The sequence below is a fragment of the Sediminicola sp. YIK13 genome (assembly GCF_001430825.1).
Lineage (GTDB): Bacteria > Bacteroidota > Bacteroidia > Flavobacteriales > Flavobacteriaceae > Sediminicola.
The window spans coordinates 1,619,768-1,644,050 of sequence record NZ_CP010535.1; the positions used below are offsets into that span (position 1 = coordinate 1,619,768).

Consider the following 24,283-nt stretch of genomic DNA (forward strand, 5'->3'; position numbering starts at 1 on the left):
ATTAATCACCATCAGCGTCCACAAAATCAATACTTATACTCATGGCAGAAACCATATCCACCTTTAATAATGGTACAGCTCTTTGCACCTCATCATAAGCTCTTAACATTGCCGTTGGTGGATTGTTGTTCTCAATTTCCGCTCTAAAGGAGGAAAGACCACTTACTTGTTCTCTTGCAGTGTTAAACTGAGCATTTATGGCTGCATTTAAATCCTCACCATTCTTTACCCTATTCAGCTTATCCAAATAACTGGCCAAGCTTTCACCAGAGGCCGTTGACCCAAAATGTTTTCCGTTAAAAAAGTCTTGAATAGCTGAAAGTCCTTCCAAGAATAATTCATTGGAAACATCACTCTTGTAATAGGCTTCCAAATTTTTGGGTAGGGTGCTCCCTGAGAATACTCCTAATGGAATTCCCATTTTACCTGCCCTAAGGAATTTTTCATAATAAAAAATATAATCATTCACATAGCGATCGACTGATGCTGTGGCGGATGCTCCATCATTGGAAACAAAAACATCCCTATAGCCATTTTTCCATCCATCCGAGACTGTAGTGGTCAATGAAGTCATATCCGACAAAACAGCTTCTGTGTACGATAGTAGTCCATTTCCATTGGAGGTCTCAAACTTCGAGACGATATCGGTATCTGTCTCCGCCAAACCATTGATCAAATAATCCAAAGCAGGAAAGCCCTTGGCATCCCGATTGGAGGAAAGAGTTAGATCATAGTTTCCAGTAACAACATAATCGTCAATTTTTTGGAAATTTGTAGGGTAGATATTCATATTTAAGCGCAATCCCGAAGTTTCCGCAGGCCCTATCTCGAACATGGACACACGTTGCCACATCTTATAGGTATCAAACCATGCTGCCCTGAAAGCCTCAAGATTCTCCGTAGAACGCTCAGCCTTAAATTTCAAGAATACATTGTTAAGATTGGTCATTTCTATATTGAATGCCTCATACGAAGGGATAATTATATTATCTGCCCAATTTGTCAACATAGCTCCCCTATCAAAACTGACCTGGGTTGGATTTGGATTTTCTAATTCATCAGTACTATCTGAAGAGCAAGCCCAAAACAGGAACAAACCCATGGTCAACAGTATCACTTTCTTCATAGCTTATTTTTATTTATTCTAATTAAACAAAATTACAAAACGAAAATATTCTTGGTTCATTTAAAAGTTGCTTATTTATTAACAATTGGTCGTTGTTGTGCATTATTTATTCGGCCGCGGCTTCCAGGGTGAATTCAAATCGCTCTGCAATGGCCACGGAAATAGCATCCAAAGTAGCCGCTTTCACGTCCCATAGGCCATTTGGACCATCGTCCATTAGGTCTAAAAGGAAAGCATCTACCTCTGCCTTGGTAAAATAAGGGGCATTGCTCAAAGGGTTTCTGGTGAACTGTAGGCTATAAATAAACCCGTAACCTTCTGAAAGATCATGAAATGCCGATCCATAGGCGGGAACTTCTTGCGCCAACAGGGGTTTTGCCTGTTGCAAGTAGTATACTGCACGAATACCAACTATCTCTGAAATTTTCTTTTTCAAAATTTCGGCCTGTGCGTCGCGTAAATTGTAGTCCCGAGCAACAATGGCCGCCCTACCTAATTTAAAGGCATCGAATATGGTCTTGGCGATTCCGGCAAAATCCGAGTCTCCTTCCACTCTTCCGATGTATTTGTTCAAAAAACTATCCGCTCCTAAATCTGCATTTGGATTGGCCGGATCTGCATTTAGGCCATACACATATCCATACGCTTCATCCCATTTATGCTCCATAGTGGTGTAAGTCTTACCATCCTCTACGGACATCATGTCATTATCTGTCCTATTATTTCCTTCGTCCAATACTGCCGGACTCAAATAGTTGTTCAGCGTTTGATCTATCACCAAAGCCCCTATAAGACCCTTAATGACCAATTGGTCATATTCCAGACCCAAGGCGTTGATATAGCGGGTAGAGGAACCATCGGCAATTTGACCTGCGACACCTACTGACGCTGGACTGTTCCAATTTGGAAATACCTCTTCTACCTGCTGGTTGATCCATTTATCAAAATCAGCACGTATCAAGGCTTGATCCGTAGCATTGGTAGAGAAATAATCAACTGAAGCCGCTGTCTTACTTCTGATATTCTTGTTGGAGGCATTGAGAGCTGCATTCGAAAAATTACTCTCCCCTTCCTGATGTGCGAACATTGCCAATAATGCGGCCGATGTTTTAGAGGTATTCTTCAGTTCCACACCCAGTTCACCACCCATGGCCAAACGTGTAGACTGTCCGTTAAAATCAACAGTGCTTTCTCCATTTCTTTCGAAACTATAGGTAGTTGGGTTATTGATCGTAGAACCGTCATAATCCGTGTTATCGTCATCAGAATCACAAGCAGTAAAGAGGCCTAAAACTACAAAAGACATAGGGATCAAATATTTTTTCATGAAATTGTTCTTATTTAGATTGGATTAAAATAATATTTGATTGCAAATATATGACGTACTTTAATATCCACAAAGTTTATTTATACTAAATCTAAATAAAAATCACAATGAATTACATATCAATGATATAGAGAGAAAAGTTCAGATGCTTTATTGTAGGTAGCCTCAAATGTCATCCAATTTACCCCCGTATCTGCCTTTTCTTTAGTAAAGTATGACAGCATCTTTTCGGTGGGCATATTTCCTGTCAGTTCATCCTTGGCCATAGGACAGCCCCCAAAACCTTGAATAGCCCCATCAAATCTTCGGCATCCGGACTTGTAGGCCGCATCTACCTTTTCATGCCATCTGGAAGGAGTGGTGTGCAAATGAGCACCAAATTCAATCTCTGGATATTTGGGTATTAAATTAGAAAAAAGGTAGTTGATCACTTCTGGAGTAGAGGAACCTACCGTATCTGATAGGGACAATATCCCAACTCCCATATCCGCAAGTTTTTCTGTCCACTCCCCTACAATATCTACATCCCAAGGATCTCCGTAAGGGTTTCCAAAACCCATGGAAATATAGGTGACCACTTCCTTATTGGACGCCTTGGCCAAACTCAGAATCTCTTTTAAGGTGGTAACGGATTCTGCAATGGTTTTATGGGTATTCCTCATTTGGAAGTTTTCGGAAATGGAAAAAGGATATCCCAAATAATCTATGGCATCATGCTGACATGCATCCTCAGCTCCCCTCACATTGGCCACAATGGCCAACAACTTACTTTGGGATCTACTGAGATCCAGACCTGCCAATACTTCTGCGGTATCCGCCATTTGGGGAATGGCCTTAGGGGATACGAAACTGCCAAAATCGATGGTATCAAAACCACAGCGCAACAATGCTTGTATATACTTTATTTTGCTCTCTGTAGGAATGAAAGCTTTTATGCCCTGCATGGCATCTCTGGGACATTCTATGATTTTGACCTTTTCGGACATGAATATTTTTTATGACGGTTTCAAAATTACTATTATTTATCCGAAAATAAGATATAAACCCCAATACCTACAAATACAAAAATCTGCAACCATTTTAAAAAATGGCCAACTCCTGAATGTTTGGTGATGTAATCTGAAATTGCACCGGAAAGCAAAGCTATCAATCCAAAAATTATAAATGATACAACCATAAACAACAAACCCAATACATAAAATTGAACCACAGTACTCAACTCGTTACTAAATAAAAATCCAGGAAAAAAAGCTAAGAAAAAGATAGTGACCTTAGGATTGAGAACATTCATTATAAATCCCTTTCTAAACAGCTGTAGCAGACTCTTTTTTGCAAGGTGTGACTCCCCTAAACGAATATCAGGTGCACTTTTGAAAACCATAAACGCCAAATAAAACAAATAAAGAGCTCCCAATAATTTAATACTAAAAAATATGGTCTCGCTTTCTTTTATAATTGCCGATACTCCAAAGGCCAATAAAGTGGTATGTATCAAACAGCCTGAGATCAATCCTGCGACGGTAGCCAACCCAAACTTTTTTCCGTAGGTTATGCTTTGCATTAAAACATAAATATTGTCGGGACCGGGGGCTATTGCCAGAGCGGCTGTTGCCATTACAAAGGCATATAAAATCTCGTAGTTCAATCGCTTATTTTATAAATTCCAAAATACGAATTAAGAAACACAATTGGGGTATTTTTTCTATCTTGATCAAAAAAATGAAAGTTCTATTTACTGTTACCTTTGTAATAATTTCACTAATGCTAGGCCTTACCGCCACAACTAAAATGACCCAACCTTTAAAAGCTGACAATATAGAAATACAAGACAGTATTTTAAGACATGTGGTACTTTTCAAATTTAAGGAAGGTACTACCAAATCTGAAATAGCAACAGTTGAGGAAGCCTTTAATGCGCTCCCGAACAAAATAAAAGCAATCTATTCCTATGAATGGGGTTTGAACAATAGCCCAGAAGGATTAAACAAAGGATTTACACATTGCTATTTACTGACCTTTAAAACAGAGGAGGACCGGGGCATTTATCTTCCCCATCCAGACCATAAAGCATTTGGTGCAATTCTTACTCCATATCTTGAAGATGTGCTGGTGGTAGATTATTGGACGCGTCAATAGGCCTTTCGCACTATAGTTGTGACTTTAAGATTGCCTTATTAATTTTCTTTGCCAGACCAGGGCCTTCATAGACAAAACCAGTCCAAACTTGAATAAGATCTGCGCCTGCAGCCAATTTTTCTAGGGCGTCTTCCCCCGAATGAATCCCTCCTACCCCGATAATTGGAAAGGCCTTGTTGCTTTTCTCGGAAAGAAATCGGATTACTTCCGTGCTCCTATTGGTCAATGGCTTACCGCTTAGCCCACCCATTTCCTCAGTAAGGGTAAGGTGCGATTTTAAATTTTCTCTTCCAATGGTCGTATTGGTAGCTATAATCCCGTCAATTTTGGTATCGGCAACTATCTCTATGATATCCAATAACTGGCTATCTGTTAGATCTGGTGCTATTTTTAAAAGAATAGGTTTTTCCTTTACTTCCTTTTTTAACGCCAATTTAGAATTCTCTTTCTTTAATTCTTTTAACAAAGCAGTCAATGGTTCTTTATCCTGTAATTCCCTTAACCCAGGAGTATTTGGGGAACTCACATTTACAACAAAATAGTCAACGTAATCAAAAAGGGCATCAAAACAAATTAGGTAATCTTTAACCGCTTCCTTATTTGGGGTTACCTTGTTTTTTCCAATATTACCGCCTATAAGCACCTTATGCTCCTTCTTTAATTGTTCCACAGCATCAAAGACGCCGAGGTTGTTAAATCCCATTCTATTGATAATAGCCTTATCATCTGTGAGTCGAAACAGTCTTTTCTTAGGGTTGCCTTCCTGAGGTTTAGGAGTCAATGTACCTATTTCCACAAAGCCAAAGCCGAAATTTGCCAGTTCATTGTAGAGCACGGCATTCTTATCGAAGCCTGCTGCCAACCCAACAGGGTTTTTAAATTTCAAACCAAAAACTTCCCGTTCCAATCTTGGATCTTCCAAAACATATAATGATCTGAACAACCCAGAAAAACCAAGTTTGGAAAATAACTTGATCATAGAGAATGAAAAATGATGAACCATTTCGGGATCAAAAAGAAAAAATAAGGGTCTAAGAATAAGCTTGTACATGAATTCCTTTAAAATTTTAACAAAAATACAAACTCATAACTTCTAGTAAGTGGTATCACCACTAAATTATTAACATCTAGAAAAAGTTATTCAGGAATAGGTTCAATTTTCAAAGGTGTCCTTACCGCCTCGTGGCACAACTCGACATATCTTTGGAATTGTTTCTGGTTAAAAAAAGCTAAAAGCCTTTGATCATATGATCTGGAAATTTGAACTATTTTACTTTCAAGGACCTTAAATTTCACTGCCAGTTCGGTCAATTCCTCAGGTGTGCCTTGTGGATGGGTCTCTAACAGCTTTTTGATCTCCCCCTCCAATGGCGAGGTCTCCATGTCTAGCTCAGACCTTAGCTCATTCATTTTTGCAACCTGGTCTTCTTTCAATTGAAAAACTTGGATAATGGTCTCTGCGTCCCTTCCTCCAATGCCCAAAGTACATTCTTGGGCGATTCCAAGACTGCACAGGAAAAATAATAGTAACAATGCCATTCCTTCTCTTAGCCACATATCTTAAGTATTGCTCAACTGGTTTAAAATGCTAAGATATAAACAGAATTCCATAGTTAAGTCTCGATTCCAACTAAATGATTCTCAAGTTGGCATAAAAAAGGGCCACTTTTTGAAGTGACCCTTAGTACTAATGCCTATTATTTTTTATTTCAGTGTAAAACTTACCCTAGCAAATAAGAATCGTCCACCTATACCAAATTGCTGGGCCCTTCTTGACCAATCAAAACGACCAGAACTTCGGTTCCCGAAAGATTCCTCTGCCCTATCTGGATAGATATCAAAGAGGTTGTTGGCTCCGATGGTAAAAGTTAAGGCGTCCGTTGCTTTATAGCCTACGGATAAATCTGTCACTACTTTAGTGCCAAACACCTGTTGATTAGCGATAGTGGTTGTAGCTTCGGTCACCTCTCCAAAATATACATTTCTTAAAAAGATGATGAATTTATCAGAAGTAAGGCTATTGGACAGGTTAATTTTGGTCCTTGGAACAGCTTCTTCTAAATACACCCTACTATCCTCGGGGAAATACGTATCTACCAGGCCTGCATTACGCAAAACTTGTGAAGCATTTATATCTCCAACCTTTTTTGTTTTTGAAAACGTACCTGCCAGATCAGATTTCAAGCGCCAAGAGGTACCCAAATCTGTCCTATGGGTAATCACCACATCTAATCCCTTGGATTCCGTATCTATGGCATTGGCAAAGAATGAAGCGGCGGTGGCATTGGCTTGCCTCAAAAGATTATCCAATTCGCTACCTGTTCCTGGCCCACTAAATTGTCCTGTATAAACAACCCTATCATCTATTTTCACGAAATAACCATCCACTGTTACGGATAAATTGGCATCTGGAATATTGGCTGTCATTCCCAAACTCACACTGCTGGATGTTTCTTCCTTTAATTGGGGAATTCCCAACAAATTTGCTGCCCTACTGTCATTGGCAAATGTTCCTACCTCTTGTGGGTTTCCTTGATTATCGAATATCGTAGAGGTGGAATTAAAATTAATCTGATGTAACGACGGGGCTCTAAACCCTGTGTTTACAGCACCACGTATGTTAAAATTATCAGTTATTTTGTATCTGGTGGCCAATTTAAAATTGATGGTAGATCCAAAATCACTATAATTTTCAAATCTGGCGGCAAAACTTGCAAGAAAAGCCTCTGAAAAATCAGCCTCCACATCAAAATAACCTGCGACACTACTTCTTCCTCTAGACAGTTCATTACTAGGCGAAAAGCCTGGAAAGACTTGTGATCCTCCAGGTCTTCCAGCTCCAAAGAAATCTTGTGAGGCTGTTTGTGACGCCAATTTTATCACTTGTCCATTTGCTGTATATTGTGCATAAGAGGGTTCCTCTCCTGCTACAATCTCATAATTCTCCACCCTGTATTCGGCACCAAAAGCAATGTTCAGCCCCGACATCACATCATCAAAAAATTGCGTAATATCCAAGTTGGTAGTGTTCTGCGCAAAGGAAAATCCTCCCGCATCAAAGGTTGTGGGAGAAGCATTCTGCAAAGAAGCGTTGAATGTATTGCCAATGGTATACAAGAAAGCATTTTTTCCATAGGTATTACTAAAATCAACACTCCAATCACCTACCAATCCTTTGATTCCTAGCGATATAGATCTGTCCTTAATATTAGAATTAATCTCAGGCAAAAATCCATTGATATACGCCGGAGTATAGGTTCTACTCTGATTTGGCAATCTATAGAATCCTGCTGAATTTCCTATTCTGGAACTTATCCCAGCAAAGGAGTACACCTCAGTTCCACTATCATCCACAGGTAAGGAAAAGTTGACAAACAAACGTCCACCTCTCAGGGCAGACTGCCCAACTCTCATATTATAATCACTTCGTTGTTGTCCTCTGGCAGCAAGCTCTGCATCTGTGTTATCGGCAGATAATAACGTTCTTAGTTCCTCTTTGGTTGAAGCCCCATTTCTATTGATCCCTGCTTGATCAGTATACTGTATAACATCGCTCACATCATCATCCAGCAAATTGGCAATATTATACCCGTCATTATCGGCAACTCTTTCCACCGTATTGTACAAGTTAAAAATAGTACCTTCCCATTCCTTCATTCTGCTATAATCTTCCCGCACATCAAAATCTCCTGAAAAAGTCATAAATCCTCCATTGTCACCCAAAGGAAGTCCATAACTACCGGCAATATTGGTAGTTTCTCCATCGGAACCACCGGTTTGTTCATTTGCATTTTTTGAAAAATTGGCACCTGTCGTTACCGTAGTGGTCAATTCATTGACCGATTTGTTCAACACAATATTGATCACCCCGGCGATGGCATCTGACCCATACTGAGCAGCAGCACCATCGCGCAAAACTTCTATTCTTTGTATTGCGGCGGCAGGTATGGCATTTAAATCTGTACCCACACTACCTCTACCGAAAGTACCATTGACATTAACCAAAGAGGAGGTATGACGTCTTTTTCCATTGATTAAGACCAATACCTGATCTGGTCCCAATCCCCTTAATGAGGCAGGGTCAATATGGTCAGTTCCGTCGGATATGGTCTGTGTATTGGACGTAAAGGACGGAGCCACATAATTCAATATCTGGTTCAAGTTTACTTGCGGAGCTACATTATTGAGCTCTTTCATATCTATAACATCCACAGGAACAGTACTCTCCGTTGCCGTTCTATTTGGATTACGAGAACCTACAATGATTACTTCAGAAAGCGCTACTCCTGATAGTAAAGTAACGCGCATTGGAGCACTTGTAGCTGCTATTTCTTTTTTCTCAAAGCCGATATAAGAGAATACTAGCATGTCCCCAACCTCAGCATTTATGGAGAATTTTCCATCAAAATCGGTCGTTGTACCTGTTGTGGTACCTTTCTTGACAACTGATGCCCCTCCTAAAGGCGCACCCTCATCATCATAAACAGTACCTGTAATTTGGGCACTAGCTATGCTAAGTACGCCCAAAAAAAGCACCATGAAAATCGAGTAATTTTTCTTCATAATAGTGTTGTTTGAGTTTATAATCAATGTATAAGGTAAGTATTTTATGCCAAACCATTGATAATCAATAGCATAATATTGCTATTTTCGATAATTTAGAAGCTGCCTCATCTTCAATCAAAATTGTATTTTTGAACAAAAAGAAACGATGCAGCATATCATAGACCGATTTATCAATTATGTTACCATAGACACCCAAAGTGATTCAGATTCCAACACTACCCCAAGCACTTCCAAGCAATGGAATTTGGCCAATAAACTGGTAGAAGAGTTAAAGGGAATTGGGATGCAGGACGTAACCATTGATGAAAACGCATATATCATGGCCACATTACCAAGTAATATTGAAAAACAGGTTCCTACCATAGGATTTATTTCCCATTTCGATACATCCCCTGATTTTAGTGGCACCAATGTGAAACCACAGATTATTTCGAATTATAACGGAAAAGATATTGTCCTTAATAAAGAAAAGGGTATAGTTTTATCGCCTTCCTATTTTGATGATATGCTTTTGTATAAGGGACAGACCCTTATTACCACGGATGGCACCACCCTCCTAGGGGCAGATGATAAGGCAGGGGTTACAGAAATTGTAACAGCCATGGAATACCTCATCAACCATCCTGAAATAAAACACGGGAAAATTAGGGTAGGTTTTACTCCCGATGAGGAAATTGGTCGTGGAGCCCATAAATTTGATGTTGATAAATTTGGTGCCGATTGGGCCTATACCATGGACGGCAGCCAAATTGGAGAATTGGAATATGAGAATTTCAACGCGGCAGAGGCTAAAATTACCATCCAAGGGAAAAGTGTACATCCGGGATATGCCAAAGGAAAAATGGTAAATGCTATTTTGATAGCCCATGAGTTTCTCAATCACCTACCACAAGGCGAAGTACCTCAAAAAACTACTGATAGGGAAGGATTTTTTCATGTACACCATATTCAGGGAGAAATTGAATTGGCCACCATTGAATTGATCATTAGGGATCACGACCTAACGCTTTTCGAAAAACGCAAACACGACTTACAAGCTATTACTACCAAATTAAATGATCTGTACGGCAATTGCTTAACCTTGGAAATCAAAGATCAGTATTTCAATATGAAGGAAAAGGTAGAGCCCGTTTTCCATATTGTGGAATTAGCAAAAGAGGCAATGCTTTCGGTTGGCATAACGCCTATAATAAAACCTATACGAGGCGGAACGGACGGTTCCCAACTAAGCTACATGGGACTTCCATGCCCGAATATCTTTGCCGGTGGACATAATTTCCATGGAAAATATGAATATGTACCCGTTGAAAGTATGCAAAAAGCAGTAGAGGTCATCGTTAAGATATGTGAATTGAATTGCACACAAACGAATTAAAATGGAAAAGTCAGAAAAAATAGAAGCCTTCTATAACAAGGAACATCATTTTAAGGAAGCCCTTGTCCTTTTGCGCAGTTTGGCCAAACAAACCGAATTGGAGGAAACCCTAAAATGGGGAGCTCCGGTCTATACCATAGACAATAAAAATGTTTTGGGTATTATGGCATTTAAGGAACACTTTGGCCTATGGTTCTTCAATGGGGTGTTCCTCAAAGATCCTAAGGGAGTCTTGGAAAATGCCCAAGAGGGAAAAACCAAGGCCATGAGGCATTGGAAATTCAGTACTATGGAAGAGATCGATGAAAAAGCAGTAATTCAATATCTGGAAGAAGCCATTGCCAATCAAAAAGAGGGCAAAGTGTTACAAAAAGAAAAAAATAGCTCCTTAAAAATGCCTTTTTTATTAAAGGAAGCCTTGGAAAGCAATCCTGAAGCAAAAAAACAATTTCAACTACTTACCCCATACAAACAGAAAGAATACTACGAATATATTTCCACGGCAAAGCAAGAAAAGACCAAACTTACAAGGTTGGAAAAAAGCATGGCACTCATCTTTCAGGGAATAGGGCTCAATGACGCTTACAGGAAATAGGATAAAAAAAAACACCAAAGGATGTCCTTTGGTGTTTTTAATAGATACTTTGAGATATATTATTTCTTTTCAGGTTCAGGAGCGTTTAACTTTTTGCTCATCTCCATAGAAATGGCAGAACGATCAAATTTGATCTTACCAGCCATGGTTTCCAAAATACAGGAAAAATCGTTGTCATTCAGTTCCATGATCTTTCCGTGCATACCACTTTTGGTAATTACTTTATCTCCTTTTTTCAATTGTTCCGCAAATTTCTTCTCGTCTTTTTGACGTTTCATTTGTGGGCGTATCATAAAAAAATAGGCCACTACAAAAATCAATACAAGAGGAAGAAATGGATATTGTTCTAACATTTTTTAAATTATTTCTTTAATGGAATAGCAGCTCCTTGAGCTCCTTTTGGGTTTACAAAAGCCTGTATCCTCAAGATCTCTGATCCTTTGGCAGTATTGGCCGTTACTGTAATGGTTTTGGTAACTTGGTTCTGACCTGAACCATTGAATTTCACCAACATTTGTCCAGTTTCACCTGGCGCAATAGGTGTGTTTTTTGGAAATTCTGGTACTGTACAACCACAGCTACTTTTTGCATCTGTAATGATCAATGGCGCATCTCCTGTATTGGTAAAACTAAAGATAGTCTCTTGGGGAGCACCTTGCTCTATGGTACCAAAGTCGTGCTCAGATTTATCAAAACTCATAACAGGAAGGCTTTTGGCCGCTGTATCTCTCTCTGCTGCGACTTCTACATTTTCAGCATTTATTTTAGTGGACGCTTTTTCTTTACAAGAAAATAAAGCCAGTGCAGAAACTAAGCTTAAGGTAATGACAGTTCTTTTCATTTTATTATTCTGTTTTTATTATTTAATAATTTCAAAATTAAGGAATATTCTTTTATAACAAACCTCTCCCTACTTTTTTAAGTTTTCCTTCGGCCCTGTAATCTTTTACAAGGTTATCCAAAATTCCATTGATAAAAATACTACTCTTTGGGGTAGAATATTCTTTGGCAATTTCCAGGTATTCATTAATGGTCACCCTTTCCGGAATGGAAGGAAAGTTCAATAGCTCACAAATTGCCATTTTTAAGAGTATGGCATCTACATCAGCAATACGATCTTTATCCCAATTTGGTGTTTTTCCCTCTATCTCCTTCACCAAAACTTCATTGTTCAACAAGGTCTTCACCAATAATTTTTTAGCAAAATCAAGATCGTCCTCATCCTGCACCAATTGTGGCAAGAAATAAGTGTTGGCCTTATCGGCTGTCACCTTCTTCAATTGTTTGAGAATAAAAGTATTTACAATCGGAATGTCATCTACCCAGGTAAGTTTATCATCTTCAAAATGATCATAGATTTTCTCATTGGGCGCAATTACATTTCTAAACAGATCAATGACCAATTCTTTATCCGCTTGATAGGAAGTAGATGGGATTGACATATACTTTTGGTAGGATTCGCTGGCAACTATTTCTCGATAGATAATTTTAACGTACTCTTCGTTCAAGTACCAATTGTTGAGTTTTCTACGCTCCAATTCTTCTTTTAAGGGACCGTTGCTCGCCAATTGGAGCATCACTTCATTGTTAATGAACTTTTCCTTATTGGGAAATTCATCGGAAGCATTGGCCATATATTTTTTAGAGGATAATTTCACTTGCTCTTTTGCCATCTGCTGAACCTCTATTAGTAGGCCCAAAGACAACAGGTATAGTGAATACATGTTTTCAATACTCACTCTTAAAAACTTTTCCTGTTTTTCCAATGAATCACTGTGTGATTGTGTCAAGGCATAGATACCTTGCATCACTTTAACCCTGATATGCCTTCTTGTGAGCATTTTTAAAGAACTTTAGCTAAGATTAATTAAACTTTTACCGCGCAAAAATAGTATTATATTTCCATTTCCACCTAGATGAAACCGCATTATCTTATCAGTTTTATAACATTTGGTTTTGCACCAATCACTTATCTTTGCGAACTGTTACCAAAACATAGCCCATTACAGAGGCCAACTACATGAAAGAACTTAAATATATCAATAAGTATTTTAAAAAATACTGGGGAAAACTGGTTTTAGGAATTATCATTACCATTATTGCCCGTATTTTTTCATTGGTAATGCCCCCTTATGTAAACAAGTCCATCAAGGCCATGGAGGACTACCTCACGGGTGACCGCAGTAATTTGGACTTGGTGAAAGGGGAATTGTTACAATATATACTTATCATCATAGGCGCTGCTCTGCTTTCTGGCTTTTTCACGTTTTTAATGAGGCAGACCATTATTAATATTTCTAGGTATATTGAATACGATTTGAAAAATGAGGTATATGACCACTATCAATATTTAAATCTAAGTTTTTATAAAAAAAATAGAACGGGCGATTTAATGAACCGTATCAGTGAAGATGTTACTCAGGTTAGGATGTATGCCGGACCTGCCATCATGTACGGTATTCAGACCCTGACCCTATTCGCTTGTTTATTGCCCATAATGTTCATAAAAGCGCCCACTATTGCCTTTTATACGTTATTGCCTCTACCTATCTTATCTATCCTTATCTATAATATCAGTAAGATCATTCACAAAAAAAGCACCATAGTACAGCAATATTTATCCACCTTATCCACTTTTACCCAAGAGTCTTTCTCAGGGATCACCGTGATCAAAGCATATGGTTTGGAGCCTCAGATAAGTAAGGAATTAGTAGGTTTGGCCAATGAAGGAAAAGACAAAAGCATGGATCTGGCGAAAGTCAACGCTTGGTTTTTTCCCTTAATGATTTTGCTTATCGGGATCAGCAATATATTCGTGATTTATATTGGGGGAAAACAGTACATTAATGGGGAGATAGAATCTATGGGGATCATAGCAGAGTTTATCATATATGTGAACATGCTCACCTGGCCCGTAGCAGTTGTGGGATGGCTCACCTCCATTGTTCAGAGTGCCGCAGCTTCTCAGGAGCGGATCAACGAATTCTTAAATGTACAACCGGACATAAGAAACGAAATAAAGGAGGAAACCCCCATCCAAGGAAAAATAACCTTCAATGATGTTACTTTCACCTATGATGATACCAATATTACAGCTTTAAAAAATATCTCCTTCACCGTTAATAATGGGGAAACTGTGGCCATCATTGGAAAGACAGGATCAGGAAAATCTACCATTTTAGACCTTATCGCAAGGTTAAGCGATGTTAGCTCAGGTGAAATATTGATTGATGATGTTCCCATTAAGAACCTAAACCTTAATAGCCTCCGTAAAGCCGTAGGGGCAGTTCCACAGGACGCCTTTCTTTTTTCAGACACCATTAAGAACAATATTAAATTTGGCAAGGAAGACGCCACGGATGAGGAAATCATAGAAGTTGCAAAAAACTCGGTAGTCCACAAAAACATTATGGGCTTCTCCAAAAACTACGACACCATCCTTGGGGAACGCGGCATTACGTTGAGTGGTGGACAAAAACAACGGGTATCTATCGCCAGGGCACTGTTAAAAGATCCACAGATATATTTATTTGATGACTGCCTGTCCGCGGTGGACACGGAGACCGAAGAAGAAATTTTGAACAACCTAAAAAAAGCATCCCGTAACAGGACCACACTGATAGTTAGCCATAGAGTATCCTCTGCAAAGAATGCAGATAAAATTATTGTCCTGGAAGATGGAAAGATATTACAGGAAGGCACACATGATATTTTGATAAGTAAAGAAGGTTACTACAAAGAGCTATACCACAACCAGCTATCGGAGAAAGAAAACTAGAAAAATGTTGTTAGTGTTGCTTTTTTTTTTCATTTTTGATGGACTAACAAGTTATTGGGTAACTAGACACTACAAGAAATGAGCGAAAAAGATTTAATGGATCAAGAAGAGATATATTCCAAAGTTTTAAGAGCAGGCAGAAGAACTTATTTTTTCGATGTTAGAAGCACAAAGGCAGGTGATTATTATTTGACAATTACAGAGAGTAAGAAATTTACACATGACGATGGATCGTTCCATTATAAAAAGCACAAGATTTACTTATACAAAGAAGATTTTACCGCTTTTAAGGAAATCTTGGAAGAAATGATGTCATATATAGTGGATGAAAAAGGCCTTGAGGTAATTTCTGAAAGACATCAAAAAGATTTCAAAAAAGAAGAACAGGATACAAATAACGTAGAAACCCCTTTGGATAATTTCACCGATGTGGATTTTGATGATATCTAGCATATTTTTTCTTAAATAAAACTTAACGGTCCTTATTTCTAAGGACCGTTTTTTATTTTTAACAAATGACTAATTCAAAATCTGAAAATGAAAAAAGTATTACTCCTCCTTTTCGTGGCTCTTATTCAATTTACAACGGCTCAAGAATCACTAGACCTCAACTATTATTTACCCCAGAACATCACATATGATCCAAGTATTCCAAAGCCTGTGGATGTTATAGGCCATGAAGTTGGAGAATGGCATGTAACCCATGACAAGCTTATGTTCTATATGCAGACCTTGGCCAAGGCCAGTGACCGCATCACCATTGAAAATAGGGGTGAGACCTATGAGGGCAGACCCATATTATTACTTACGGTAACCTCCCCAAAAAATCACGCTAATTTAGAACAGATCAGGCAGGCACATATTGCTCTTACCGATAACAACGGAAACAGTGCCGCTTTGGACGATATGCCCATCGTGGTGTACCAGGGCTTCTCAATCCATGGGAATGAACCTAGTGGCGCCAATGCCGGACTTGCATATGCCTATTATTTGGCAGCTGCGCAAGGACCAGCTATTGAAGAATTATTGGATCAGGAAATAATATTGATGGATCCTTCTTTTAATCCGGACGGGTTGCAACGTTTTGCCTATTGGGCCAACACCAATAAGAGTAAAAACTTAAATCCCGATGGAAACGAAAGGGAATACCACGAAGTTTGGCCCGGAGGACGGACCAACCACTATTGGTTTGATATGAACAGGGATTGGTTGCCTGTACAATTGCCAGAAAGTCGGGCACGAATAGAATCATTTCACAAATGGATGCCCAATATCCTTACGGACCACCATGAAATGGGTACGAACTCTTCTTTCTTCTTTCAACCAGGGGAGCCTACACGGGTGCATCCACTGACACCAAAGATCAACCAAGAACTTACTGCAGAGATTGGATCATACCATGCAAAAGCGCTTGATAAAATAGGGTCCTTCTACTACTCGGAGGAGAATTACGACGATTACTATTATGGAAAAGGTTCTACCTACCCAGATGTACAAGGAAGCATAGGAATTTTGTTTGAACAGGGAAGCTCTAGAGGACATATCCAAGAAAGTGAAAATGGCTTATTGACCTTTCCATTCACCATTCGCAATCAATTTTCCACTGCCCTCTCAACCATTGAGGCAGCCAAAAATATGCGAACTAAAATTCTTTCTTATCAAAGGGACTTTTATAAGGATACAAGAGCAAATGCTGCAAAAAGCAAAACCAAGGCCATTGTTTTTGGCGATAGCAAGGATGCCAATAAAACTTGGCATTTGGCAGAAATCCTAAACAGACAGAAAATAAAATTCCATGAGTTGTCCAGCGATGCGACCATCAACGGGATTTCTTATAAAAAAGGAAACAGTTATGTTATTCCTATGGAACAAAAGAACAATAGATTGATACAGGCAATGTTTGAAAAACGTACGAGTTTCACGGACAGTCTGTTTTACGACATATCGGGATGGACCTTTCCCATGGCATTTAATGTAGATTATTCTGAATTGGGAACCCTAGGTAATGCCGGTCCTGAAGTCACCGATTTGGAGCCCTTATCAGGTGGTACGGATGCGATGAGCAACTACGCCTATTTGTTCGAGTGGCATGAATATTATACCCCTAAAGCGCTAAATACCATCTTGAACAAAGGCATCAGGGCCAAAGTAGCCAAATCTCCTTTTACCTTGGAAGGCAAGCAATACGATTACGGAACCATTATGGTACCGGTTCAAAACCAAGAAATGGACGCAAAGGCCTTGTATGCCTTTTTGGGCCAAGTAGCCAAAGAAAGTAGAATTAAAATAACCGGAGTGGGCACAGGTCTCACCAGGGGTATTGATTTGGGGAGCAACGACTTTGATCCTATCAAGAAGCAAGAAGTAGCCATTTTGGTCGGTAATGGGACTTCGTCCTATGACGCAGGTGAAATATGGCATTTGTTCGATCAGCGCTATGATATGAAAATTACCAAAATTGACACTGATTATTTCAATAGAGCAGATTTGAGCAGATATACCGCCATTATTGTTCCGAGTTCACGTGGAAGTTTGGATAAAAAAATTGCAGAAAAATTAAAAGGATGGGTTAATAGCGGAGGTACCGTTATTGGCTATAAAAATAGTGTCGAATGGTTCAACAAGAATGAACTTACCAAATTAACGTTTAAAAAAGATACGTTGGTGGCCAAAAATATATCCTTTGAACAAAGAGAAAAATTCTTTGGGGCCCAAGAAACGGGCGGGGCTATTTTTGAAACCAGATTGGATCGCTCCCACCCCATTAATTTTGGCTATCAAAATAATACCTTACCCATGTTCAGGGATACCAATGTTTATATAGAACCTTCAAAGGACAGTTACAAAAACCCTATACAATACACGAACAACCCCATGTTGAGTGGTTATATATCCGAAGAAAACCTAGAGCTACTTAAAAATAGTGTCCCCTTTCAAGTCGATAGGATGGGTAAAGGAAGAGTCATTGTATTTACTGACAACACCAATTTTAGGGCATTTTGGTATGGAACCAATAAGTTACTGATGAATGCCATTTTCTTTGGTCAGAGCATGTAACTAAATGCTTTTATAAGCTATAAAGCATCCACTAAAGTTGTTTACACTTAGTGGATGCTTTTTTCATTAAGATACTTTAAGTCCGTTAGGGACTCCGCTTCCCGGCTGCAACAAGATTACATCTTCTCCTTCTACGGCTCCCAATACCAAGCATTCGCTCATAAAATTTGCTATCTGCTTTTTGGGAAAATTAATCACAGCAACAATTTGACGCCCTAAGAGATCACTCTTTTGATATCGTTTGGTTATCTGGGCCGACGTCTTTTTAATACCAATATCCTTCCCAAAATCTATGTGTAATTGATAGGCCGGCTTTCTTGCCTCTGGAAAATCAAGTACTTCTAAAATAGTTCCTACCCTCATATCCACTTTTGTGAATTCGGGCCAGGTAAGGGTTTCGTTCATGCTTTTATCTTTAGTTTTTTCATCATCTCATCGGATATATTTCCGGAATAGGCCCCATAGGCGTCCAAAAGCAATCCTTTTTCCCCATGGGAAGTTTCAATAACGTATAGTATCACATTATCATCGGGGTTACTCTCTCCTTCAAATCGATAATATTTTACCACATTCAAATCCGAGGCAGGATGAGTTTTTTTCTTGTTCTTGTTCTCAACACCTGCATCACAAAGATTAAAATCTTCTGTATAACCTTCCTGTTGCAAAGCACTGATAGCTTCAGATAATGATGTGTATGACCTATCCATGGCCTTTTGTTTTTGAGATACTATAAATTACTACTTGTTTAGGTAAAAACCAACATATTTTTTAAAGTCTTTCTACTTGATATACATTTTATTAACGCTCTTGGATTGGATAAAAAATCAATTTCTTGTAACTTTAAGCTATCAAAGTCTTGAACCGATTTAAAAAATTAACATGTCCAATACACCAAGTAACATGCTGCCCTTGGGCACACTTGCCCCTTCCTTTTCTCTTTTGGATACTACATCCCAAGAAAAAAGGAACCTTGCCAAATTAAAAGGTAAAAAAGGTACTTTGATCATGTTTATCTGCAATCACTGTCCTTTTGTGATCCATGTCATCGAAACAGTGAGCAGGTTAGCCGAAGAATACCAAAAAAAAGGTATTCAAACCATAGCCATATCCAGTAATGATATTATTAATTACCCTCAGGATGCACCAGGTCTTATGACAAAATTTGCGGAAAGATTCGATTTTTCCTTTCCCTATCTCTATGACGAAAAACAAGAGGTTGCAAAGGCCTACCAGGCGGCATGCACCCCCGATTTCTATTTGTTCGATGAAAATTTGGAACTGGTGTATAGGGGACAACTGGATGATTCCCGTCCGGGCAATGGAATTCCGGTAACTGGCAAGGACCTAAAAAATGCAATGGATCAATTAGTGGGTGGTGAGAAAATTTCAACCCAGCAAAAACCAAGTATGGGCTGCAATATCAAATGGAAATCCTAGTCCATAAATTCCTAGGATAGAATAAACTCATGACCTCCAGCCCTTTCGTTTAATTAGATTTTCTATATGTGCCAGATGATGGCTACCATGCCAGGCGTACTTTCCAATATTCTGAGCTACTGTTACGGGCACATTTCCATCCGGATGAATATAAACCCTTTCTAGATCTAAAGGAGATAATCCCTTGAGCATATATACCAATTTGCCATGTAGGGCCTTCATATAATCCAATGATAGCCCAATAGGTCCGGTCTGGGCATCTTTAAGTTCGGACCAATCCTTTTCCTCATAAGCTTTAATTAAAGGCCTATCTTCGGTCAGCGCCCATTTAAAACGCGTATAACTATGGTGATGGCTGTCCGCAATATGATGTATCAATTGTCGCAAGGTCCATCCTTCAGGGCGATAAGGCGTTTCCAATTGTTGATCCGATAGATCCTTTACCAAATTCTCTAAACGCAGTGGCAAGTGTTCCAGGGTGCTTATCCATTCCTTTATATGTGCCTCTGTAATAACAGTTGGCAATGTCATATGCCCGATAGGGTAACGCAACTGCTCCATTTCCGATTCTTCCATAGTTTAAAAATAAAGAAACTAATCTTAAAAAGGAATCATAGAAAAAACAAATGTTGCCCGTAAAATTTAATACTATTTTAACCCAAATAATAATTTGAATACCAAGTAATCTACTAATTTTATAGGATAATACTAACTTTAAATATAAATTATATGGCCACTATACGATTAGGAGATATTGCACCAGATTTTACGGCAGACAGTTCGCAGGGAATGATAAATTTATATGACTATTTAGGAGATGGATGGGGTATACTTTTTTCCCATCCGGCTGACTTCACCCCTGTTTGTACCACAGAACTAGGTACGGCTTCCAAGTTTAAGGATGAATTTGACAAACGGAATGTAAAAATGTTGGCACTAAGTGTAGATGGCACGGAGTCCCATGCCGAATGGATCAAGGATATCAATGAGGTCCAGGATACCACTGTTAACTTCCCCATCATAGCCGATGAGGACAAAAAGGTCTCCAAACTTTATGATATGATCCATCCAAATGCGGACGACAATTTAACGGTAAGATCGGTTTATATAATTGCCCCGGATAAAACAGTAAAATTAATGATTACCTACCCCGCTTCAACCGGAAGAAATTTCCATGAACTTTTACGTGTCATAGATTCCTTGCAGCTTACAGCCTACCACAAGGTAGCCACCCCGGCAAATTGGGAGCATGGTGATGATGTGGTGGTCAGCCCTTCAATAACAACGGCAGATGCGGTAAATATATTCCCAAAAGGCGTAGTGGAGGTAAAACCCTACTTAAGGATGACCCCTCAGCCCAATATTTAAGGGTTCCAAGCCTTTTCTGTCTGCATATTATCCAAGTTTCGAAAAGCATAAAAGCAAATTTGTTACCTCCTAATTAAATTAGATTAGGAGGTTTTTTTATGATCTGGATGCTCGCTTCGCAAATTCTTCAAAAGCCAATGGTCAAAAAATCATAAATACCCATTTACTATACAATTAGAATATAATATTGTGCAATTACAAAGGTTCTATATAGCATTAATATTGGGGTAGGTATTTTTAGGGGAAATAATAAATATATTTGCAGCAGGTAACGACATATGAACTGCACTCTTCTTTCTTCCCCCTTACAAGGTTTTACGGACTTCAAATTTCGAAATGCTTTTAACCACTATTTTGGCGGTATTGATACCTTTTATGCCCCATATATAAGACTAGATGGAAAACTGCTCATAAAATCTTCATACCAACGAGACCTGCAACCAGAGAACAACAACACCTTAGAGGTTATACCACAGGTAATGACCAATGATGTGGATGAATTCCTATTTGTGGTGAAATACGTTGAGGGATTGGGCTACAAGGAATTAAATTGGAATTTAGGGTGTCCATATCCTATGGTTACCAAAAGGGGTATGGGATCTGGTTTAATTAGTGATGCTGAAAAAATAAACTCCATATTGGAGAGGGTACATTCAGAAACAGATATAATTGTATCTATGAAAATGAGGATGGGTTATGAAAACAGTGAGGAAATTCTTGAAGTACTTCCTAAGTTGGATACCTATCCACTCAAAAACATTGCGATTCACGCCCGTATTGGAAAACAGCTCTATAAAGGCGGGGTTGATCTTGAAGCTTTCCAGCGATGTTTGGACCAAAGCCATCATAAAATATATTACAATGGGGATATAACCTCGGTAGCGGTCTTTAGGGAAATGCAGGAAAGGTTTCCAATGATAGACCATTGGATGATTGGAAGAGGGCTGATTGCAGATCCTTTTTTACCGCAGATGATAAAGGACAATAGCACCGTCTATCCAGATAACAGACTGGATATTTTCAGCGAATTCCACGATACTATTTTTACCGCCTATGATTTAGCATTGTCGGGGCCTACTCCAATTCGAATGAAAATGCTTGGCTTTTGGGAATATTTCAGTCAATCTTTTTCCAATCCTCAAAAGGTCTATAAAAAGATCAAAAAGGCAAAAGATGTTGCGGCCTACAAGGCTGCAGTTAAAGAAATCCTACATATGGAACGCCAATTCAATAGGGGTTAACTAACTATTATTATATTAGGTCATGGAAGAGAAGAAAAAAGATGAAGAGGTCAGAAATAATCAGGCAAATAATCCGCTACATGGAATAAAATTGGCAGACATCTTGGATCATTTGGTCGCGGAATACGGGTGGTTCGATTTAGGTAAAAGAATCAATATCAAGTGTTTCACTAACGACCCCTCCATAAAATCGAGCCTAAAATTCTTAAGAAAGACCCCATGGGCAAGGGAAAAAGTAGAAAATCTATATCTCTATTCAAAAAAAAATAGATAGGTTAAAAATTATGGAATTTAGTGTTCAACCTAGTAATTATAAAGGATGGGGACCAAATTTAATAGATTATTTTCCAATTTCAGCTCCAATATTCTACAAGGTTTTAATATAAATACCTCAAAAACAAATGATTTAAAATATTTAATCATACATTTGTGCCATATTTAATTTTTTAATTTTTAGTAATGAATAAAGGAACAGTAAAATTTTTCAACGACTCTAAAGGATTTGGTTTTATCGTTGAAGAAGGATCAAACAAAGAACACTTTGTACACATTTCAGGATTGATCGATGAGATTCGCGAAGGAGATGAAGTAGAATTCGAATTGGAACAAGGTAAAAAAGGATTGAACGCAGTAAATGTAAAAGTAATTTAATACTTACTCTTTAACTTTTTATTGAAAGACTCAGAAGCCCGTTAATGCAAATTGACGGGCTTTTTTATGCGCTAACCTTTCCCTTTACTATTTATTCCTTTTGAAGGTTATTGTTTATACTATCATGGACAATAATTTCACAGCCTTCTTTAATGATTACTTTCTAAATCATTAAACATCTGAAATAAAACTACTTGAAACACCAAGTAGTTATTTTAACTAAAAAAATAGTAAAAAATCTATATTTTGATACGCAACCTATTTATCTTTGTGCCATCTAAAAGGATAATAACCTCCCCCAAATAAACAACCATATATGAGCACATTTTTCGGTATCCTATTATTATTGCTTGCAATTAATGCCCTGCTATTAGTTATAAGCGTCAACAATGCCAAATCTAAAAAATAAAAAAAGTAGGGTTTTTCTTCTTTTGGGTGTTACTTTAAAAACCGGCCTTTCCAAGACCACAAATATTTAAAGTAATGGCTACATTTTTTGGCATATTATGTATACTTCTGGCAATAAACATTATACTGTTGATTATTAGTGTTAACCGCACTTCCAGTAAAATATAAAAGGGATACCAACGTATTGGCACCCCTTTTATTAATCCATTACCTAATAAATCAATCCCCTACAACATGATATTGGGAATTGAAAATACAGTCTTTATTTTACTTTCATCAGTTCAACATCAAAAACCAAGGTGGCATCTCCGGGAATTACTCCTCCAGCTCCTGCACTTCCGTATGCCAAATTGGATGGTATAACAAAACGTGCTTTGTCTCCAACCTTTAACAAGCTGATACCTTCATCCCAACCTGGAATTACTTGTCCTACCCCTAATTTAAAATCAATAGGCTGATTTCTCTTGTACGAGGAATCAAAAACAGTACCATCTACCAAAGCACCTTCATAATGAACGGACACCGTTTGACCTTTTTCGGCCTTGGCACCATTTCCTTTTTGAATGATTTTGTATCTAAGCCCAGATGCAGTTTCATCAAAACCAGCTGCAACCTTATCCAATTCTTCAGCTTGCTTTGCCTTTTCTTCAGCCAACCTCTTCTCTCTTGAACCTTCAAACGTTCGGAAAGCTTCGATAGCATTCCATTTCTCTGCCGCTTCCCCTACGCGTAAAATTTCCAAGTTCTTAATTTTATCTCCTTGTGCAATAGCGTCCACTATATCCTGACCCTCTGCTACATGACCAAATACAGTATGTTTATTATCTAACCATGGTGTTGCAATATGGGTAATGAAAAATTGTGTTCCATTGGTTCCGGGACCTGCATTTGCCATGGATAATACTCCAGGAGCATCGTGCTTAAGGTCTTTATGGAATTCGTCGTCAAACTTATATCCACCATCACCAGTGCCTGTACCCAAAGGACAACCTCCTTGGATCATAAAATCTGGAATAACCCTATGAAAAGAAATTCCATCATAATAAGGAGTGCCCTGTGGTTTTACACTGTTCTCCATATTACCTTCGGCCAAAGCCACAAAATTACCCACTGTCCCTGGGGTTTTGTCATGTGTCAATTTCACTAAAATCTCACCTTTAGAAGTGTTGAATTTAGCATATATTCCGTCTTGCATTTTGCTCGTTTTTTATGAGGTGC

25 protein-coding genes are annotated in these 24,283 nt (G+C 38.5%); 11 read left to right on the plus strand and 14 right to left on the minus strand.

From position 1 onward, the window contains the following. Position 1: 1 nt before the first annotated feature. The 4 genes from SB49_RS07180 to SB49_RS07195 form a co-directional block, all read right to left on the minus strand. Positions 2-1,126 carry an imelysin family protein gene (locus SB49_RS07180; RefSeq protein ID WP_062055211.1) on the minus strand — a complete coding sequence of 375 codons (1,125 nt, stop codon included), beginning with the start codon at positions 1,124-1,126 and terminating at the stop codon, positions 2-4. Between the two features lie 106 nt (positions 1,127-1,232). After that, positions 1,233-2,453, minus strand: a complete 1,221-nt coding sequence (locus SB49_RS07185; RefSeq protein WP_062055213.1) for a DUF4856 domain-containing protein — start codon at positions 2,451-2,453, stop codon at positions 1,233-1,235. A gap of 119 nt (positions 2,454-2,572) precedes the next feature. Further along, complete coding sequence (locus SB49_RS07190; protein WP_062055215.1) at positions 2,573-3,439, minus strand: hydroxymethylglutaryl-CoA lyase; 867 nt, start codon at positions 3,437-3,439, stop codon at positions 2,573-2,575. A 32-nt stretch (positions 3,440-3,471) separates the two neighbouring features. Further along, a complete protein-coding gene (locus SB49_RS07195; RefSeq protein ID WP_082591081.1) occupies positions 3,472-4,098 on the minus strand; it encodes a LysE family translocator in 627 nt (208 codons plus the stop codon). A gap of 74 nt (positions 4,099-4,172) precedes the next feature. Here SB49_RS07195 and SB49_RS07200 point away from each other — a divergent pair, with 74 nt between their 5' ends. Continuing rightward, positions 4,173-4,589 carry a Dabb family protein gene (locus tag SB49_RS07200; RefSeq protein ID WP_062055219.1) on the plus strand — a complete coding sequence of 139 codons (417 nt, stop codon included), beginning with the start codon at positions 4,173-4,175 and terminating at the stop codon, positions 4,587-4,589. Between the two features lie 10 nt (positions 4,590-4,599). Here SB49_RS07200 and SB49_RS07205 read toward each other — a convergent pair whose 3' ends face one another. The 3 genes from SB49_RS07205 to SB49_RS07215 all read right to left on the minus strand — a co-directional run bounded on the left by SB49_RS07205 (position 4,600) and on the right by SB49_RS07215 (position 9,152). Beyond that, entirely contained in the window at positions 4,600-5,640 is a 1,041-nt protein-coding gene (locus SB49_RS07205) for a quinone-dependent dihydroorotate dehydrogenase (RefSeq protein WP_062055221.1), read from the minus strand. Positions 5,641-5,726: 86 nt separating this feature from the next. Next, positions 5,727-6,128 (minus strand): hypothetical protein, encoded by a 402-nt coding sequence (locus SB49_RS07210; RefSeq protein WP_145758365.1) that lies wholly within the window; start codon positions 6,126-6,128, stop codon positions 5,727-5,729. Positions 6,129-6,293: 165 nt separating this feature from the next. Further along, entirely contained in the window at positions 6,294-9,152 is a 2,859-nt protein-coding gene (locus tag SB49_RS07215; protein ID WP_062055225.1) for a TonB-dependent receptor, read from the minus strand. A 148-nt stretch (positions 9,153-9,300) separates the two neighbouring features. Between SB49_RS07215 and pepT the strand changes: the two genes are divergently transcribed. After that, on the plus strand, positions 9,301-10,530 hold the full coding sequence (gene pepT / locus SB49_RS07220; protein WP_062055227.1) for a peptidase T: 1,230 nt from the start codon (positions 9,301-9,303) through the stop codon (positions 10,528-10,530). A 1-nt stretch (position 10,531) separates the two neighbouring features. Next, on the plus strand, positions 10,532-11,125 hold the full coding sequence (locus SB49_RS07225) for a YdeI/OmpD-associated family protein (RefSeq protein ID WP_062055229.1): 594 nt from the start codon (positions 10,532-10,534) through the stop codon (positions 11,123-11,125). 59 nt (positions 11,126-11,184) lie between these two features. Here the strand turns inward: SB49_RS07225 and yajC are convergent, their stop codons facing one another. From yajC to nusB, 3 genes are read right to left on the minus strand one after another with little or no spacing between them, the layout of a single operon-like run. After that, complete coding sequence (gene yajC / locus SB49_RS07230; protein ID WP_062055231.1) at positions 11,185-11,478, minus strand: preprotein translocase subunit YajC; 294 nt, start codon at positions 11,476-11,478, stop codon at positions 11,185-11,187. 8 nt (positions 11,479-11,486) lie between these two features. Next, entirely contained in the window at positions 11,487-11,966 is a 480-nt protein-coding gene (locus tag SB49_RS07235) for a DUF1573 domain-containing protein (protein WP_062055233.1), read from the minus strand. A gap of 52 nt (positions 11,967-12,018) precedes the next feature. Beyond that, on the minus strand, positions 12,019-12,966 hold the full coding sequence (gene nusB / locus SB49_RS07240) for a transcription antitermination factor NusB (RefSeq protein WP_062055235.1): 948 nt from the start codon (positions 12,964-12,966) through the stop codon (positions 12,019-12,021). Between the two features lie 179 nt (positions 12,967-13,145). Here nusB and SB49_RS07245 point away from each other — a divergent pair, with 179 nt between their 5' ends. The 3 genes from SB49_RS07245 (at position 13,146) to SB49_RS07255 (ending at position 17,960) form a co-directional block, all read left to right on the plus strand. Further along, on the plus strand, positions 13,146-14,903 hold the full coding sequence (locus SB49_RS07245; protein WP_062055237.1) for an ABC transporter ATP-binding protein: 1,758 nt from the start codon (positions 13,146-13,148) through the stop codon (positions 14,901-14,903). Between the two features lie 78 nt (positions 14,904-14,981). Beyond that, positions 14,982-15,353, plus strand: a complete 372-nt coding sequence (locus SB49_RS07250) for a PUR family DNA/RNA-binding protein (protein WP_062055239.1) — start codon at positions 14,982-14,984, stop codon at positions 15,351-15,353. Positions 15,354-15,440: 87 nt separating this feature from the next. Next, on the plus strand, positions 15,441-17,960 hold the full coding sequence (locus SB49_RS07255) for a M14 family metallopeptidase (protein WP_062055241.1): 2,520 nt from the start codon (positions 15,441-15,443) through the stop codon (positions 17,958-17,960). A gap of 66 nt (positions 17,961-18,026) precedes the next feature. Here SB49_RS07255 and SB49_RS07260 read toward each other — a convergent pair whose 3' ends face one another. Both SB49_RS07260 and SB49_RS07265 read right to left on the minus strand, forming a co-directional pair. Further along, positions 18,027-18,365: a tRNA-binding protein gene (locus tag SB49_RS07260; RefSeq protein WP_062055244.1), complete on the minus strand. Its 339-nt coding sequence runs from the start codon at positions 18,363-18,365 to the stop codon at positions 18,027-18,029. Then, complete coding sequence (locus SB49_RS07265; RefSeq protein WP_062055246.1) at positions 18,362-18,667, minus strand: hypothetical protein; 306 nt, start codon at positions 18,665-18,667, stop codon at positions 18,362-18,364. The genes SB49_RS07260 and SB49_RS07265 overlap by 4 nt, the downstream gene beginning before the upstream one ends. A 172-nt stretch (positions 18,668-18,839) precedes the next feature. Between SB49_RS07265 and SB49_RS07270 the strand changes: the two genes are divergently transcribed. After that, positions 18,840-19,397, plus strand: a complete 558-nt coding sequence (locus tag SB49_RS07270) for a thioredoxin family protein (RefSeq protein ID WP_062055248.1) — start codon at positions 18,840-18,842, stop codon at positions 19,395-19,397. Positions 19,398-19,424: 27 nt separating this feature from the next. Here the strand turns inward: SB49_RS07270 and SB49_RS07275 are convergent, their stop codons facing one another. Then, positions 19,425-19,973, minus strand: a complete 549-nt coding sequence (locus SB49_RS07275; protein ID WP_062055250.1) for a YfiT family bacillithiol transferase — start codon at positions 19,971-19,973, stop codon at positions 19,425-19,427. Positions 19,974-20,126: 153 nt separating this feature from the next. Here SB49_RS07275 and SB49_RS07280 point away from each other — a divergent pair, with 153 nt between their 5' ends. The 4 genes from SB49_RS07280 (at position 20,127) to SB49_RS07295 (ending at position 22,657) form a co-directional block, all read left to right on the plus strand. Then, positions 20,127-20,765, plus strand: coding sequence for a peroxiredoxin (locus SB49_RS07280; RefSeq protein WP_062055252.1), 639 nt, complete (start codon positions 20,127-20,129; stop codon positions 20,763-20,765). A gap of 278 nt (positions 20,766-21,043) precedes the next feature. Continuing rightward, on the plus strand, positions 21,044-22,006 hold the full coding sequence (locus SB49_RS07285) for a tRNA-dihydrouridine synthase family protein (protein ID WP_062055254.1): 963 nt from the start codon (positions 21,044-21,046) through the stop codon (positions 22,004-22,006). Positions 22,007-22,028: 22 nt separating this feature from the next. After that, complete coding sequence (locus SB49_RS07290; RefSeq protein ID WP_062055256.1) at positions 22,029-22,280, plus strand: VF530 family DNA-binding protein; 252 nt, start codon at positions 22,029-22,031, stop codon at positions 22,278-22,280. 185 nt (positions 22,281-22,465) lie between these two features. Further along, positions 22,466-22,657 carry a cold-shock protein gene (locus SB49_RS07295; RefSeq protein ID WP_062055258.1) on the plus strand — a complete coding sequence of 64 codons (192 nt, stop codon included), beginning with the start codon at positions 22,466-22,468 and terminating at the stop codon, positions 22,655-22,657. Between the two features lie 670 nt (positions 22,658-23,327). On the opposite strand, the gene SB49_RS07300 is transcribed toward SB49_RS07295, so the two are convergent. Next, complete coding sequence (locus SB49_RS07300) at positions 23,328-24,260, minus strand: peptidylprolyl isomerase (protein ID WP_062055259.1); 933 nt, start codon at positions 24,258-24,260, stop codon at positions 23,328-23,330. Between the last annotated feature and the right edge of the window lie 23 nt (positions 24,261-24,283).

Coding starts and splice junctions, on each gene's coding strand:
- SB49_RS07180 (WP_062055211.1), bottom strand. CDS start 1,126: ATGAAGAAAGTGATACTGTTGACCATGGGTTTGTTCCTGTTTTGGGCT.
- SB49_RS07185 (WP_062055213.1), bottom strand. CDS start 2,453: ATGAAAAAATATTTGATCCCTATGTCTTTTGTAGTTTTAGGCCTCTTT.
- SB49_RS07190 (WP_062055215.1), bottom strand. CDS start 3,439: ATGTCCGAAAAGGTCAAAATCATAGAATGTCCCAGAGATGCCATGCAG.
- SB49_RS07200 (WP_062055219.1), top strand. CDS start 4,173: ATGAAAGTTCTATTTACTGTTACCTTTGTAATAATTTCACTAATGCTA.
- SB49_RS07205 (WP_062055221.1), bottom strand. CDS start 5,640: ATGTACAAGCTTATTCTTAGACCCTTATTTTTTCTTTTTGATCCCGAA.
- SB49_RS07210 (WP_145758365.1), bottom strand. CDS start 6,128: ATGGCATTGTTACTATTATTTTTCCTGTGCAGTCTTGGAATCGCCCAA.
- SB49_RS07215 (WP_062055225.1), bottom strand. CDS start 9,152: ATGAAGAAAAATTACTCGATTTTCATGGTGCTTTTTTTGGGCGTACTT.
- pepT (WP_062055227.1), top strand. CDS start 9,301: ATGCAGCATATCATAGACCGATTTATCAATTATGTTACCATAGACACC.
- SB49_RS07225 (WP_062055229.1), top strand. CDS start 10,532: ATGGAAAAGTCAGAAAAAATAGAAGCCTTCTATAACAAGGAACATCAT.
- yajC (WP_062055231.1), bottom strand. CDS start 11,478: ATGTTAGAACAATATCCATTTCTTCCTCTTGTATTGATTTTTGTAGTG.
- SB49_RS07235 (WP_062055233.1), bottom strand. CDS start 11,966: ATGAAAAGAACTGTCATTACCTTAAGCTTAGTTTCTGCACTGGCTTTA.
- nusB (WP_062055235.1), bottom strand. CDS start 12,966: ATGCTCACAAGAAGGCATATCAGGGTTAAAGTGATGCAAGGTATCTAT.
- SB49_RS07245 (WP_062055237.1), top strand. CDS start 13,146: ATGAAAGAACTTAAATATATCAATAAGTATTTTAAAAAATACTGGGGA.
- SB49_RS07250 (WP_062055239.1), top strand. CDS start 14,982: ATGAGCGAAAAAGATTTAATGGATCAAGAAGAGATATATTCCAAAGTT.
- SB49_RS07255 (WP_062055241.1), top strand. CDS start 15,441: ATGAAAAAAGTATTACTCCTCCTTTTCGTGGCTCTTATTCAATTTACA.
- SB49_RS07260 (WP_062055244.1), bottom strand. CDS start 18,365: ATGAACGAAACCCTTACCTGGCCCGAATTCACAAAAGTGGATATGAGG.
- SB49_RS07265 (WP_062055246.1), bottom strand. CDS start 18,667: ATGGATAGGTCATACACATCATTATCTGAAGCTATCAGTGCTTTGCAA.
- SB49_RS07270 (WP_062055248.1), top strand. CDS start 18,840: ATGTCCAATACACCAAGTAACATGCTGCCCTTGGGCACACTTGCCCCT.
- SB49_RS07275 (WP_062055250.1), bottom strand. CDS start 19,973: ATGGAAGAATCGGAAATGGAGCAGTTGCGTTACCCTATCGGGCATATG.
- SB49_RS07280 (WP_062055252.1), top strand. CDS start 20,127: ATGGCCACTATACGATTAGGAGATATTGCACCAGATTTTACGGCAGAC.
- SB49_RS07285 (WP_062055254.1), top strand. CDS start 21,044: ATGAACTGCACTCTTCTTTCTTCCCCCTTACAAGGTTTTACGGACTTC.
- SB49_RS07290 (WP_062055256.1), top strand. CDS start 22,029: ATGGAAGAGAAGAAAAAAGATGAAGAGGTCAGAAATAATCAGGCAAAT.
- SB49_RS07295 (WP_062055258.1), top strand. CDS start 22,466: ATGAATAAAGGAACAGTAAAATTTTTCAACGACTCTAAAGGATTTGGT.
- SB49_RS07300 (WP_062055259.1), bottom strand. CDS start 24,260: ATGCAAGACGGAATATATGCTAAATTCAACACTTCTAAAGGTGAGATT.